The organism is Pseudomonas sp. HLS-6 (assembly GCF_002753995.1).
Lineage (GTDB): Bacteria > Pseudomonadota > Gammaproteobacteria > Pseudomonadales > Pseudomonadaceae > Aquipseudomonas > Aquipseudomonas defluvii.
In genome coordinates this window covers 487,706-500,770 of sequence record NZ_CP024478.1, presented here as the reverse complement: position 1 = coordinate 500,770, position 13,065 = coordinate 487,706, and the positions used below count along the sequence as shown (strand labels likewise).

At 62.3% G+C, this 13,065-nt stretch carries 11 protein-coding genes; 5 read left to right on the top strand and 6 right to left on the bottom strand.

Translation table 11 applies throughout. The features are described 5' to 3' along the window. Positions 1–45: 45 nt before the first annotated feature. The 6 genes from CS390_RS02215 to pilG are packed head-to-tail and all read right to left on the bottom strand — an operon-like array spanning position 46 to position 9,260. Positions 46–513, bottom strand: a complete 468-nt coding sequence (locus CS390_RS02215) for a chemotaxis protein CheW (protein ID WP_065761326.1) — start codon at positions 511–513, stop codon at positions 46–48. Beyond that, positions 506–5,818, bottom strand: a complete 5,313-nt coding sequence (locus CS390_RS02210) for an Hpt domain-containing protein (RefSeq protein WP_099773371.1) — start codon at positions 5,816–5,818, stop codon at positions 506–508. Before CS390_RS02210 ends, CS390_RS02215 begins: the two co-directional genes overlap by 8 nt. 20 nt (positions 5,819–5,838) lie before the next feature. Beyond that, the gene (locus tag CS390_RS02205; RefSeq protein WP_065761328.1) at positions 5,839–7,872 is read right to left on the bottom strand and encodes a methyl-accepting chemotaxis protein; all 2,034 of its coding nucleotides are present in this window, start codon (positions 7,870–7,872) and stop codon (positions 5,839–5,841) included. 15 nt (positions 7,873–7,887) lie between these two features. Continuing rightward, on the bottom strand, positions 7,888–8,442 hold the full coding sequence (locus CS390_RS02200) for a chemotaxis protein CheW (RefSeq protein WP_099773370.1): 555 nt from the start codon (positions 8,440–8,442) through the stop codon (positions 7,888–7,890). Further along, a complete protein-coding gene (pilH, locus tag CS390_RS02195; protein WP_065761330.1) occupies positions 8,439–8,804 on the bottom strand; it encodes a twitching motility response regulator PilH in 366 nt (121 codons plus the stop codon). Before pilH ends, CS390_RS02200 begins: the two co-directional genes overlap by 4 nt. Positions 8,805–8,849: 45 nt before the next feature. Beyond that, positions 8,850–9,260: a twitching motility response regulator PilG gene (pilG, locus tag CS390_RS02190; protein ID WP_065761331.1), complete on the bottom strand. Its 411-nt coding sequence runs from the start codon at positions 9,258–9,260 to the stop codon at positions 8,850–8,852. A 201-nt stretch (positions 9,261–9,461) separates the two neighbouring features. Between pilG and gshB the strand changes: the two genes are divergently transcribed. The 5 genes from gshB to pyrR all read left to right on the top strand — a co-directional run bounded on the left by gshB (position 9,462) and on the right by pyrR (position 13,057). Beyond that, positions 9,462–10,415, top strand: a complete 954-nt coding sequence (gene gshB, locus CS390_RS02180) for a glutathione synthase (protein ID WP_065761333.1) — start codon at positions 9,462–9,464, stop codon at positions 10,413–10,415. A gap of 101 nt (positions 10,416–10,516) precedes the next feature. Then, positions 10,517–11,422, top strand: coding sequence for an energy transducer TonB (locus CS390_RS02175; protein WP_099773369.1), 906 nt, complete (start codon positions 10,517–10,519; stop codon positions 11,420–11,422). A 52-nt stretch (positions 11,423–11,474) separates the two neighbouring features. Continuing rightward, a complete protein-coding gene (locus CS390_RS02170; RefSeq protein ID WP_065761899.1) occupies positions 11,475–12,044 on the top strand; it encodes a YqgE/AlgH family protein in 570 nt (189 codons plus the stop codon). Continuing rightward, positions 12,044–12,484 carry a Holliday junction resolvase RuvX gene (ruvX, locus tag CS390_RS02165; RefSeq protein ID WP_065761898.1) on the top strand — a complete coding sequence of 147 codons (441 nt, stop codon included), beginning with the start codon at positions 12,044–12,046 and terminating at the stop codon, positions 12,482–12,484. The genes CS390_RS02170 and ruvX overlap by 1 nt, the downstream gene beginning before the upstream one ends. A 51-nt stretch (positions 12,485–12,535) precedes the next feature. Continuing rightward, entirely contained in the window at positions 12,536–13,057 is a 522-nt protein-coding gene (gene pyrR, locus CS390_RS02160) for a bifunctional pyr operon transcriptional regulator/uracil phosphoribosyltransferase PyrR (protein WP_065761897.1), read from the top strand. Positions 13,058–13,065 lie beyond the last annotated feature (8 nt).

Genomic DNA, 13,065 nt, shown 5'->3' with positions numbered 1-13,065 from the left:
CCCTCCAAGGTCCTCTTGCAGGCTCATGCTACACAGGCATTCGCCTCAAACCACCCCCGCCTCTAGTAGTAGACGCTCCAAGGCGACCAGATCCGGCACTCGCGCCACCAACTCACCGACCTGCACGGCCGCCAACTCCAGCGGGGCCAACGGCACATCAACGTAGTTGAGCTGGCTGTCCAACTTGCAGGAGCGCGGGATGCCCTGCACCAGTAACGCCATGAAACGCAGGCGGCTGTCGCCCAGCGAGTTGAGCACGACGATCCGTGCCCGCTCGCCCACCTGTGTAGAGCCGCCACACGCGGCCTCGAAACTGATCAGAGGCAAGCGCTGATTGCGCCAGTCGATCCACCCCAGGTGCCAGTCGAAACCCTCCAACACCTGCATGCCAGGACGATAGCCAATCAGCTCGGCCACCGCGACGTTCGGCAACACCAGGCTGCGATCACTCAGCGGCAATAGCAGACCGGTCAGGCTGCTACGCCCCCCGTTGCGGACGGGTTGTTCAAGCATTGTGCGCACTCCACTGGGCAATACTCTGCAGCAGCACCGACTCTTGATACGGCTTGCCCATGTATTCATTCACGCCAATGGCCATCGCCCGGTCACGGTGCTTTTGCCCGGTACGCGACGTGATCATGATGATCGGCAGGTCCTTGAGCCGCGGGTCCTGACGAACCCGGGTCGCGACCTCGAAGCCATCCATGCGCGGCATTTCGATGTCGAGCAAGACCACGTCCGGGCGGTGCTCCTGCAACAACGCCATGGCATCGACGCCGTCCTTGGCGGTCAGGACGTTCATGCCGTGGCGCTCAAGCAGGCGCCCAGTGACCTTGCGCACAGTCACCGAGTCATCCACGACCAACACCAGCGGTGGGCGCATGACGGTACGCTCGGCCAACGTATGCAGTGAGCCACGCTCGGCACTTGGCAGTTGGGCGGGTCGCAACTGCTGCGCGCGCAATTGGGCGAGCAAGTCGAGAATCAGCACCACTCGCCCATCCCCCAGGATGGTCGCCCCGGACAGCCCTTGAACCGAAGCGAACTGCGGCCCCAGGCTCTTGACCACGATCTCGCGACTGGCGGACAGGGCATCGACCTGAACCGCAAACTGCTGTTCTTGAGAATGCACCAACAGCACGGGCAGGGGCAGGGTCTGGCCGAGCAAGCGAGGTGGCGGCAGATCCTCCAGAAGCCCCCCCAGGTAGTGCAGTTCATAACGGTGCCCAGCGTACTCATAACGCGGAGGATCCAGCTGGTAACAGGCTTCGAGCTCGGCCGGAGGCACCCGGACGATACCCTCGATGGTGTTCAGCGGGATCGCATACTGCTCATCGCTACTGTGCACCATCAACGCCCGGTTGACCGACACGGTAAACGGCAAGCGAATCAGAAAGCGCGCACCTTTACCCGGGATCGAGTCGATGATCATCGACCCGCCCAGTTGCTTGACCTCCTCATGCACCACATCCATCCCCAGCCCTCGCCCGGAGATCTGGGTGATTTTTTCAGCGGTGGAGAACCCTGGCTGCAAAATGAACTGCATGACCTCGTGATCACTGATCTCGGCGGCCGGGTCCAGCAGCCCGCGCTTGATGGCCTTGCGGCGCACGGCCTCCAACGACACACCGGCACCGTCGTCCGACATCTCGATGACGATATCGGCACCTTCATGCAGCAGGTTCAAGGCAATCAGCCCTTGCTCCGGCTTGCCCGCGGCAAGGCGCACCTCCCGGGGCTCCAGGCCATGGTCGACTGCGTTGCGCAGCATGTGTTCCAACGGTGCGACCATGCGCTCAAGCACACTGCGATCCAACTCGCCTTCGGCATTGCCGACCACTAGCTCGACCTGTTTGCCCAACTCGCTGGCGACCTGGCGAACCACCCGCTGCAGGCGCGGTACCATGCGCTCGAACGGCACCATGCGGGTGCTCATCAGACCTTCCTGCAGGTCGGTATTCACCCGTGCCTGCTGCTGCAACAGGGTCTGCGCCTCTTGGGCGCGGATACTCAAGGTCTCTTTCAGGTCGAGCAGGTCCGAAGCCGACTCAAACAACGCACGGGACAACTGCTGCAATTGCGAGTGACGGTCCATTTCCAGCGGGTCGAACTCTTCATAACCCAGCGGCTCACCTTCGCTCGGCTGCGCACCGAGCGCGCGGCCCTGGGTTTCGCTGTCGAGCCGACGCAACAGGTCACGCATCCGCTCCAGCGTGGTTTCCATTTCACCCAGGGCCGTTTGCGCATCATTCACCTGCTGCTCGATACGCCCGCGAATGATTGAATTCTCACCGGCGAGGTTGCCCAGGTCGTCGAGCAGCTCAGCAGCCACTTTCACCTGGTCGGCCGCCGGTCGTTCAGGCGTCGGGGCAGGCGCCTCGGCTACCACGCTGTCGCTTTGTGGTTGGCTTTCGCTGACCGCAGCACTGGTGAAATTACGGATGTAGTCGATCAGTGCGGTGGGGGCAGGCAGCGGTTGCTGCAGGCGCACGGCATCGAGCATGTGTGCCAGGCGGTCATGGCAATTCTGCAGCAGGCTGAACAGCGCCGCACTGGGCTGAAGATGACCGGCGGCCAACTGCTCAAACAGAAACTCCAGTTCATGGGCGAGGTCGCCAATCGGTGCGATCTCGACCATCCGCGCGCCCCCTTTCAGGGTGTGCAGATCGCGTAACAGGTTCTCCACTTCCAGCGTATTGCGTGGCTCAGCCTGCCAGCGCAACAAGGCTGCCCCAGAGCTTTCGACGATATCGAAACCTTCCTCCAGGAAAATCTCCAGCAGCTCCTTGTCGCCCTCTTCTGCCGGCTTCTGTGTCACCGGCTGAACCGGCGCAGGCCCCGCGTCCTCCTGGCGGAACTCACGCAATGCCGTGAGCGCGTCAAGCGCCGATAACGGCATCTGGCCCTGTTGTAACTGGTCGAGCATCCGGGCCAACAATGCGTGACTGTCGAGCAGCAGTTCAAACAGCGCTGGCGATGCATTGAAACGCCGATCCACCAGGCCCTCATAGAAGCTTTCCAGTGCCTGGGCCAGTTCGGCTACGGCACTGACGCCAGCCATCTGGGCGCCACCGTTGAGGGTATGCCAATCGCGTTGCAGCGATGACAGCGCGGCGCTGTTTTCAGGCTCGACACGCCAGCGTGCCAGGGTTTGATCAGCCCCCTCGAGAATATCCACGGCCTCTTCGAGGAACAGTTGCACCAGCGTTTCGTCGGGTAACTGCTCGGCCAGGGCCGCCGTCGCCTCGCCCAACTCATGCACCTGCGACTGCCCGCCGGCGCTACGAACCAGGCCCATGGCGGCAGGGTCCAGCCCCTCCTCCAACAGTTCACGCAAGGCGTGCAGGTGCTCAGGGCTGGCCTGAACTTCCTGGCCCGCAGCGATCTGGTCGAGCATGCCGATCAGCGCCTCATGGGCATGCTGCGCCTCCTCGAAGAAACGCGGGCTGACCACAACACTGCTTTCCTCAACAGCGCCGTAGAGATCGAGCAAGGCCTCGCAGAGCTCATCCACCTGCCAGAGGTCCGCCAGGTGTGCGCTCTGCCCCAGCGTGGTCAATTCGTCGAGCAGGGCGCTCAGCTCCTGACGCTGCTCGGGGTGTTCCTGCCAACGCAGCAGCAACGACTCGGCATCAAGCAGAATGTCCATGCCCTGCGCCAGGAAGCTGGCAATCAACTGTGGGTCACGCTTGACCCGCAGGCCTGCACTAGGCGCCTCCAGCAAGGCCCGCAAACGGGTCTTCACCGCCTGATCTACCTGTTCGATCAGCAGCTCGGCACCCATGATCGGTGCCAACGGTGTGCTGTCGAGCTGCTCCAGGCCCCGGTGCAACAAGGCATCAGCGGTTTGCAGCAGGTAGATCTCGTCCAGATCAACACCCAATTGATGAGCCTTGTACTCAAGTACGAGCAGGTCAAGGGCAGCCGCCAGCTCAGCAATCGGCACCACCCCCGCCATTGCCGCGCTGCCTTTGAGGGTATGCAGGGCCCGTTGCAGGTCGTCACTGACCGGCAGCGGCAGTTGCTCATCGGCACTCTGCAGGAACGCATCAAGGCTGGCCAAATGGGCCTGCGCTTCATTGCGGAAGATCTCCAGCAACTGCGGGTCAATGGCCTCGGCGTTGTCGGTCTGCGGTACATCGTTCATGGCCAAGGCATGCAAGTGCAGTGATAACTGCTCCACCGTCTCGTTCATCAGTGGCCGGCCTTCGGCGTACTCGGCCAGTAACGCTGGAAACAGCGCCAACGCCTGTTCCAGGCTTGCCAGTACCGGCTCCCCCGGCGCCACACGGCCTTCGAGCATGCGGTTAAGCAGATGTTCTGCCGACCACGCCAGTTCAGCCACGACCATTGCATGCACCATCCGCCCGCTACCCTTGAGGGTATGAAAGCCTCGACGCAGCTCGACCAACACCGGTCGCAGGCGCGTATCACTGCGCCACTGGACCCACTGCTCATTCAAGTGCTGAAGAACATCCTCGGCCTCTTCGAGAAACACCTCGCGAAGCTCGTCATCGATTGTCGCGACGTCTGCCTCGACCGGTGCCGACATCTCGACACGCGGTGACTCGAGCACATACCCCAGCACCGTGAAACTACGCTCAGCCTGCTCAAGGAAGCGCTCGACCTGCGCCTGAGGATCAGCGCTCAGGTACTGCAGGTAACATTCAAGGTTGCAGATGGCGTCGGCGAAAGGCTCCAGGGTACTGGCATCCGGCAGTTGCTCACTGCCGAGCAAGCGGCTTTCGACATAGTCGCCACAGTAGCGCAACAAGCGCGACGCACGCGGCAGCATGAGCATCGCCAGGGCACCACGAACTTGCGTGAAGAGCCCTGGCAATGGCTCCAGGCGCTGGCGCTCCCAACCGCCCTCCAAGGCATCGGCGATCAGTTCCTTGGCTTGCTGCAGCACCCCATGAGATTCATCAAAGACCACTTGGCGTACTTCAGCCAGATCGGCACCCGGCGGCTGGGCCTGCCCAGGCGAATCAATCGAACCGACCATGCCGGCCAGCGTCGCCTCGACATACAGCAACGCACCCGCCACATCCATCAATACGGCATCGTCCGGGGCGCGCTGCCCGCGTGCCAGCCCCTGCAAGACCGAAACCTGATCGATGATGACCCGGCGCGGCTGGCCAAAACCAAGCACCGCGAGGGTATCGGCCGTCTGTCGCAAGGGCGCCAGCAGCGCCTCCAGCTCATCGACCTGCTGACGGTCGCCGCGCACAAAGAGGTCCAGGCGCTCCTTGGCCCATCGCAAGTCTTCACAGACAGCGGCGACCACCGAGCGCAAGGCATCACGGTCCGAGCCGATCTGCAAGCGGTCGCGCAGCCCACTCAGGGACAACTCCAGGTTGCCTTGCCCCTGGGCAACGTCAGGCTCGCTCGGCGGCACATCATTCAACGGGGGTTGCAGCAGTGGCTCGGCACCGCGAGCCGTACGCAATGGGTTGAGCAGCGGCAGGAGCACCAACGGAAGGTCACGCCCGGCAGCACGCAGACGCTCCAGGTACAGGGGTAACTGATCCAGCCCCCGGAACAAGGCGCCCAGCGCTTCACCACGGGCAGCCACGCGCCGTTGCTGCAAGGCCAAGCTTAGTTGCTCCACCTCCTCGGCCAGCAGCACAGCCCCCTGCAATTCGAGCATCTGCAAACAACCCACAACCTGATGTATCGGCTCGACAACGTCGGCCAGTACCTCGATATCCCCCGGTTCAGCGGCAAAATGCTCCAGCGCCTTGCGCGCAGCACCCAGGCACTCGGCAATGGCGGCATTGACCCAGACCAGGGCAACAGTAGCGTGACGATCAACCATAAGCCCTCCAGTAGTCAGGGTCAGCGAGCCGGCGGTAAGGTAAAACCCGACACCGAACGCCGCATTTCACTGGCCATACGGGCCAGATTGCCAATGCTCTCGGCCGTCGCGGTCGAGCCGGACGAGGTTTGCGAGGTGATCTGCTGAATCACCGCCATGGTATGGGAGATCTGCCCAGCCGAAGACGTTTGCAACTGGGCGGCATCGGAGATGCTCAGAATCAGCTCGGCCAAGGTCTGCGACACCCCTTCGATTTCTGCCAGGGCCACCCCGGCATCCTGGGCCAGGCGCGCACCACGGACCACCTCGGCGGTGGTCTGTTCCATGGAAATCACCGCTTCGTTGGTATCGGCCTGAATCGCTCGCACCAGCGCCTCGATTTGCCGTGTCGCCGAAGACGAACGCTCAGCCAAGCGCTGCACTTCATCAGCGACCACGGCGAAACCACGTCCAGCCTCACCGGCCATGGACGCCTGAATCGCAGCGTTGAGCGCAAGAATGTTGGTCTGATCGGCAATGTCATCGATCAGGCTGACGATATCGCCGATTTCCTGAGAAGACTCGCCAAGGCGCTTGATGCGCTTGGCGGTGTCCTGAATCTGCTCACGGATGTTGTCCATGCCGTGGATGGTGTTGTGAACCACCTCGTTGCCCTTGTTGGCAATCGCCACCGCTCGCTCAGCCACTTTGGCCGACTCATAGGCGTGGGTCGAAACCCGATCGATCGACTCAGCCATGTCACCGACGGCCATCGACGCATCACTGATCTGCTGAGCCTGGTGCTCGGACGCCTTAGCCAACTGACGGGCTGTGGTCTGAGTATCCTGCACCGCGCTGGCAACTTCCTCGGCACTTTGGTTGATCGTCGCCACCAGGTCGCGAAGCTGGTCGATCGAGTAATTGATCGAGTCGGCAATAGCTCCGGTAAAGTCCTCGGTGACCGAGGCAGTGACGGTCAGGTCGCCGTCGGCCAGGTCTTCGATTTCATCCAACAGGCGCATGATTGCCTGCTGGTTGCGCTCATTTTTTTCTGCCGTCTCATGCAGTTGGCGATGGGTTTCACGCACCATCACCAGGCCGATCAGAATGATCGAGGCCAGTGCCAGCAAACCCAGCGCGTAGCCGCCAACGGTGTCCAGCGTGCGCCCTGCGGCCAGGTTCTCGAAGCCATTGGCCAGACGCGAGGCCTCATCGAGCAAGGTCTGCGACAGGTTGAAAATGTTGCTGGCCGCTTCACGCACCCGGAACAACTCGGGGGACGTCTCGAGAATTTCGTCCACGGAGCCCGCGACGAACTGGAACAGTTCAGCGATTTCAGTCAGGCGAGCACGGGCATCGGGGTCTTGAACACGGGTCAGTTGAATCGACGGGTTGCCCGCCAGCATGCCCTCAAGGACCTGACCAAAGCGCGTCGCATCGCGCCCAAAGGCATCCGCGGCCTGAACGGAGGTGTCATCGCCGGCCAGCACTGTATTGACCGAGCCGAGAATGCGTTCGGCCAACAGCGCCTGGCGCTGGGCTACCGCAACCTGGCTGGCCGGGGCGCCGTTCTTGAGGAGGATCTCCACGACCTTCTCGTATTCGACCTGCAACTGCGGAACCGTCTCGGACAGGGTTGCCGCCACCTGGTGCAGCGACAATACGGTCTGCTCACTGGCCAGGATCGTATCGGTGTATTTGCGCAGGTTTTCCCAGTCACTCAGCACGGCCTCCATTTCGCTACGCACGGCAGGCGGAGCGGAGGGCAGGCCGGTGGCGTGATCGCCCTTCTTCAAATAGCCCCAACGCTGCTCAAAGTCATTGCGTGCATCACTCAACAACTTGAAGGCCCGCGCCTTGCCCGCAGCCGCTTCAGTGGCGTTCTTGGCAATACGCTGGGACAACACGCGCAACTCGCCGGCATGCCCGATGTACTGCTTGTCGTAATTGGCCTGGGTATTGAGGTAGGCGAAATTGGCGAACAACAGGATGATCGACAGGATCAGCACGATAAACAGCACGGCAATCTGCGCGCTGCTGCGAGAGCCTTGTACCGAGGGAAAGGTCTTGGTCACGGGTTCGACATTCCTTTACAGCGCCACATCGAGAAAGCCCGTTGCCTGCGACAGGGCAAATGGACTGAAGATTCCCCAGCTACGCTCACGTTGAAAGTGGCCCTGGACAAAGGGCCCTGCCCCGGCCAACAGCGGCGACGGCACGGAGAGGTCCAGGCTGCGCAGCGGAAAGTGCTGCAGACCGGCAACTTCGTCGACCAGCAGCCCGGCAAACACCTCCTGATGATCCAGCACCAGTACGCGGCGCTGCTTGCGCAAACCGCTCTGGGCCAGGCCGAAATACCCACACAGGTCCATCACCGGCAACAACCGCCCACGCAGGTTAGCGACGCCAAGCACCCAGGGCTTGACCCCGGGGATACGGCTGAGGCGAGGCTCCTGCAGCACTTCGGCAACTTCCTGCATCGGCGCGACAAACCACTGTTCAGCAATACGAAAGCCGATCCCGCTCCAACTCTGCAGGCGGGTCTCCTGTAACGGCAGGTCGGCCGCCAACAGGCGGCAGCGGCGGTCGATGTCCAACAGCAGTTCAAATGCCGTCAGCGACTCGCCCTTGGGCCGGGTGGTCAACCCTTGAGTACGCCGTCGAGGGTCTTGATCAGGGTCTGCTCATCCACCGGTTTGGTCAGGTAGTCGCGGGCGCCCTGACGCGTGCCCCAGACCTTGTCGGTTTCCTGGTCCTTGGTGGTCACGATAATCACCGGGATACCACTGGTCTCAGGGTCCTTGCTCAGTTGGCGGGTCGCCTGGAAGCCGTTCATGCCTGGCATGACGATGTCCATCAGTACCGCGTCGGGTTTTTCCTGGCGCGCCAGCGCCACACCGTCGGCGCCATTTTCAGCCTTGAGCACCTGATGCCCGTGTTTTTCGAGCATTCCGGTCAGTTTGTACATTTCAGTCGGCGAATCATCGACGATCAGAACTCGGGCCATGCTATTCCCCATCGAAGGAAAGGATGCCGCGCCAGGTGCGCAGCATCAGGGTGCGTGTTGTGCTTCTGCGGCGAAACCCGGCACATGCGCCTTGATCGCGTCCAGCAGTTCTTCCTTGCTGAAAGGCTTGGTCAAAAACTGATCAGAGCCGACAACCCGGCCGCGGGCCTTGTCGAACAGCCCATCACGGGATGACAGCATGACCACCGGCGTATCCTTGAACATACTGTTGTGTTTGATCACTGCGCAGGTCTGGTAACCGTCCAGGCGCGGCATCAACACATCGACGAAAATGATATCGGGATGGTGGTCGACAATCTTGGCCAGGGCGTCAAAACCGTCAGTGGCGGTAATGACGGTGCAACCGGCTTCGCCGAGCAACATCTGCGCGGTACGACGAATCGTCTTCGAGTCGTCGATGACCATCACCTTCAATGCCGCTTCGGGCTGTCCCATAATTGCTCTACCATCGCCTGGAAGGGCCGTGCAGGCCACATGCCAGGCCTTTTTAGCACACTCTCAAGGTGCATTCCATCGGCCTGCGCCGGGGTCGCCCACGATGCGTTTTCCGCTTGACCGCCAGCGTCGCCGGCGCCACCCTGACGCCACTTTTCATTTGAGCCACTGCGGCCTGCTGCCGCCGAGAGGATATACCCCATGAGCGTTCGCCTCGGGATTGTCATGGACCCCATTGCGCGCATCTCCTACAAGAAGGACAGCTCGCTGGCCATGCTGCTGGCCGCCCAGGAACGCGGCTGGTCGCTGTTCTACATGGAGCAGCAGGATCTTTACCAACGCGAGGGCCAGGCCCGGGCACGGATGCGCCCACTGCGCGTGTTTGCCGACCCCGAGCATTGGTTCGACCTGGAAGCGGAAACCGACGGCGCCCTGAGCGACCTGGACGTCATCCTGATGCGCAAGGATCCGCCCTTCGACATGGAGTTCGTCTACAGCACCTACCTGCTGGAGCAGGCCGAGGCCGCGGGCGTGCTGGTGGTCAACCGCCCACAGAGCCTGCGTGACTGCAACGAAAAGCTGTTCGCCACCCTGTTCCCGCACTGCACGCCGGCGACCGTGGTCAGCCGCCGCCCGGATATCCTGCGCGACTTTGCCACCGAGCACGGTGACGTCATCCTCAAGCCGCTGGACGGCATGGGCGGTGCGTCGATTTTCCGCCACCGCGTGGGTGACCCCAACCTGTCGGTGATCCTTGAAACACTGACGGCCCATGGCACCCAGCAGATCATGGCGCAAGCCTACCTGCCGGCCATCAAGGATGGCGACAAGCGCATCCTGATGATCGACGGCGAGCCAGTGCCCTACTGCCTGGCACGGATTCCGGCCAGCGGTGAAACACGCGGCAATCTGGCTGCCGGCGGACGTGGCGAAGCCCGCGAGTTGACCGAGCGCGACCGCTGGATCGCCGCACAGGTCGGCCCAACCCTGCGCGAGAAAGGCCTGCTGTTTGTCGGCCTGGACGTGATTGGCGAGCACCTGACCGAAATCAACGTCACCAGCCCGACCTGCATCCGCGAAATCGATAACGCCTTCGGTACCCGGATTGGCGTGCAGTTGATGGACGCCATTGATCGCAAGCTCAAGGCACGCTGACAGTCGAGGCAGGGAAACTGCGCAGAGTGGGTTATGATGCCGGTCCTTTTTTCGACCTGGCCGCCCGCTTTGCCGGTTTCACCCCGGCTGCTGGATAACCCATGACGCTCCCCGCCGACATCCCCGCCGATTTTGCCCCGCCCCGCGTTCGCCCGGCGGACCGGCTCGGCTTTACCCTTTTTCTGGCGGCGCTGCTGCACTTGGCGCTGATCCTGGGCCTGAGCTTTACCTTTGCCAAACCCGAAGAAATTCGGCGGACCCTGGAAATCACCCTGGCCACGTTCAAGAGTGAAGCGCCACCAAAGAAAGCGGACTTCCTGGCTCAGGACAACCAGAAAGGCAGCGGCACCCTGGACAAGAAAGCGGTGCCCAAGACCACTGAACTGGCGCCCTTCCAGGACAGCACGATCAACAAGGTAACGCCACCGCCTGCCGCACGGCAGGAAGTGCTGCCGCAGCCGACACCACCCAAGGCTGTGGTCACCACCCAGGCCGCCAAACCGCAGAAAGTCGAAACCCGGCCCAAGGAAGTCAAACCGCAACCAAAACCCAAGGTGGCGGTACCGGAATTCGACAGCTCGGAACTGTCCAGCCAGATCGCCAGCCTGGAGGCCGAACTGGCCCATGAACAGCAAGCCTACGCCAAGCGCCCACGCATCCATCGGCTCAATGCCGCCTCGACCATGCGCGACAAAGGCGCTTGGTACAAAGAGGAATGGCGCAAGAAGGTCGAGCGCATCGGCAACCTCAATTACCCCGACGAAGCACGCCGCCAGCAGATCTACGGCAGCCTGCGCCTGATGGTCTCGATCAACCGCGACGGCTCGCTCTATGAGGTACTGGTACTGGAGTCGTCCGGGCAACCGCTGCTCGATCAGGCAGCACAGCGTATCGTGCGCCTGGCGGCGCCATTTGCGCCCTTCACCGGGGATCTTGCCGACATCGACCGGCTGGAGATCATCCGTACCTGGCGCTTCGCCCGCGGCGACCGCCTTTCGAGCAATTAAAGGGCGTGCCTCAGGCTTGTCAGTAGGGCGCCTCAACGCCACACTAAGGGTCATGAAGAACATCGCCCCGACCTACCTCAAGCACCAGTTTCTGATTGCCATGCCGCACATGGCCGATCCGAACTTTGCCCAGACCCTGACCTACATCGTTGAACACAACGAGAGCGGCGCCATGGGCCTGGTGGTCAACCGGCCACAGGAGTTGAACCTGGCCGATATCCTCGAGCAACTGCGACCGGACACCGAAACGCCGACGCGCTGCCTGCAGATACCCATCTACATGGGTGGCCCGGTACAGACCGACCGCGGTTTCGTGCTCCACAGCCGCGGCCCGACCTACCAGGCAACCATCGAGCTCGAAGGCTTGTCGCTGTCCACCTCGCAGGACGTCCTGTTCGCCATTGCCGACGGTACAGGCCCGGAAAACAGCCTTATCACCCTGGGTTATGCCGGCTGGGAAGCCGGGCAGCTGGAGGCAGAGCTCGCGGACAATGCCTGGCTCAATTGCCCATTCGATCCCGAGATCATCTTCGGCCTGACCAGCGACCTGCGCCTTGAAGCGGCCGCAGCCAGCCTGGGGATCAACCTCAGCCTGCTGACCAGCCAGGCGGGGCACGCCTGATGAGTGCACCAAGACTACTGCTGGGTTTTGACTATGGCAGCAAACAGATTGGCGTGGCCGTTGGCCAGATGATCACCGGGCAAGCCCGCGAACTGTGCACGCTGAAAGCGCAGAACGGCGTGCCGGACTGGACCCAGGTGGAAAAACTGATCAAGGAATGGCAGCCCGACGCAATTGTCGTCGGCCTGCCGTTGAACATGGACGGCACGCCCAGCGAAATGAGCGCCCGCGCCGAGAAATTCGCCCGCCGCCTGAATGGCCGCTTCAACCTGCCTGTGCACACCCACGATGAACGCCTGACCACCTTTGAAGCCAAGGGCGAGCGCATGGCCCGTGGCGGTCAGCGCGGCAGCTACCGCGACAACCCGGTCGACGCCATTGCCGCCGCCCTGCTGCTGCAAGGGTGGCTGGAAGCCAATGCCGGGCTGATGCAACCCTGATCACGGATTCAAGCCGGACCGTACTAGCGCCCGGCCTCTTGAGGAGCAAGCATGAGCCTACCCAATCCCGCCGAACTGATCCGGCAGATGGCCAGCGACCTGCAGGCGCATCTGGCCCGCCGTAACATCACCGAGCCGCGCTACATTGGCATCCGCACGGGCGGTGTATGGGTTGCCCAGGCCCTGCTTGAAGCCCTTGGCCAACAGGACGCCGCGCTCGGCACACTGGACGTATCGTTCTACCGCGACGACTTCAGCCAGAACGGCCTGCACCCGCAAGTGCGTCCGTCAGAGCTGCCCTTCGAGATCGAAGGCCAGCACCTGGTGTTGGTGGATGACGTGTTGATGAGCGGTCGTACCATCCGCGCCGCCCTCAACGAACTGTTCGATTACGGCCGTCCAGCCAGTGTCACCCTGGTCTGCCTGCTCGACCTGGACGCTGGCGAACTGCCGATCCGTCCGAATGTGGTCGGTGCAACCCTGTCCCTGGCTGCCCATGAACGGGTAAAATTGCTCGGCCCCGCCCCGCTCGCCCTAGAGCGCCAGGACCTCGCCACCGTTTCCGCACTTTAAGAGTCCCC

Excerpts from the sequence above, each read along its gene's own strand:
- CS390_RS02215 (WP_065761326.1), bottom strand. The coding sequence starts at position 513 with ATGCTTGAACAACCCGTCCGCAACGGGGGGCGTAGCAGCCTGACCGGT.
- CS390_RS02210 (WP_099773371.1), bottom strand. The coding sequence starts at position 5,818 with ATGGTTGATCGTCACGCTACTGTTGCCCTGGTCTGGGTCAATGCCGCC.
- pilH (WP_065761330.1), bottom strand. The coding sequence starts at position 8,804 with ATGGCCCGAGTTCTGATCGTCGATGATTCGCCGACTGAAATGTACAAA.
- pilG (WP_065761331.1), bottom strand. The coding sequence starts at position 9,260 with ATGGGACAGCCCGAAGCGGCATTGAAGGTGATGGTCATCGACGACTCG.
- gshB (WP_065761333.1), top strand. The coding sequence starts at position 9,462 with ATGAGCGTTCGCCTCGGGATTGTCATGGACCCCATTGCGCGCATCTCC.
- CS390_RS02175 (WP_099773369.1), top strand. The coding sequence starts at position 10,517 with ATGACGCTCCCCGCCGACATCCCCGCCGATTTTGCCCCGCCCCGCGTT.
- CS390_RS02170 (WP_065761899.1), top strand. The coding sequence starts at position 11,475 with ATGAAGAACATCGCCCCGACCTACCTCAAGCACCAGTTTCTGATTGCC.
- ruvX (WP_065761898.1), top strand. The coding sequence starts at position 12,044 with ATGAGTGCACCAAGACTACTGCTGGGTTTTGACTATGGCAGCAAACAG.
- pyrR (WP_065761897.1), top strand. The coding sequence starts at position 12,536 with ATGAGCCTACCCAATCCCGCCGAACTGATCCGGCAGATGGCCAGCGAC.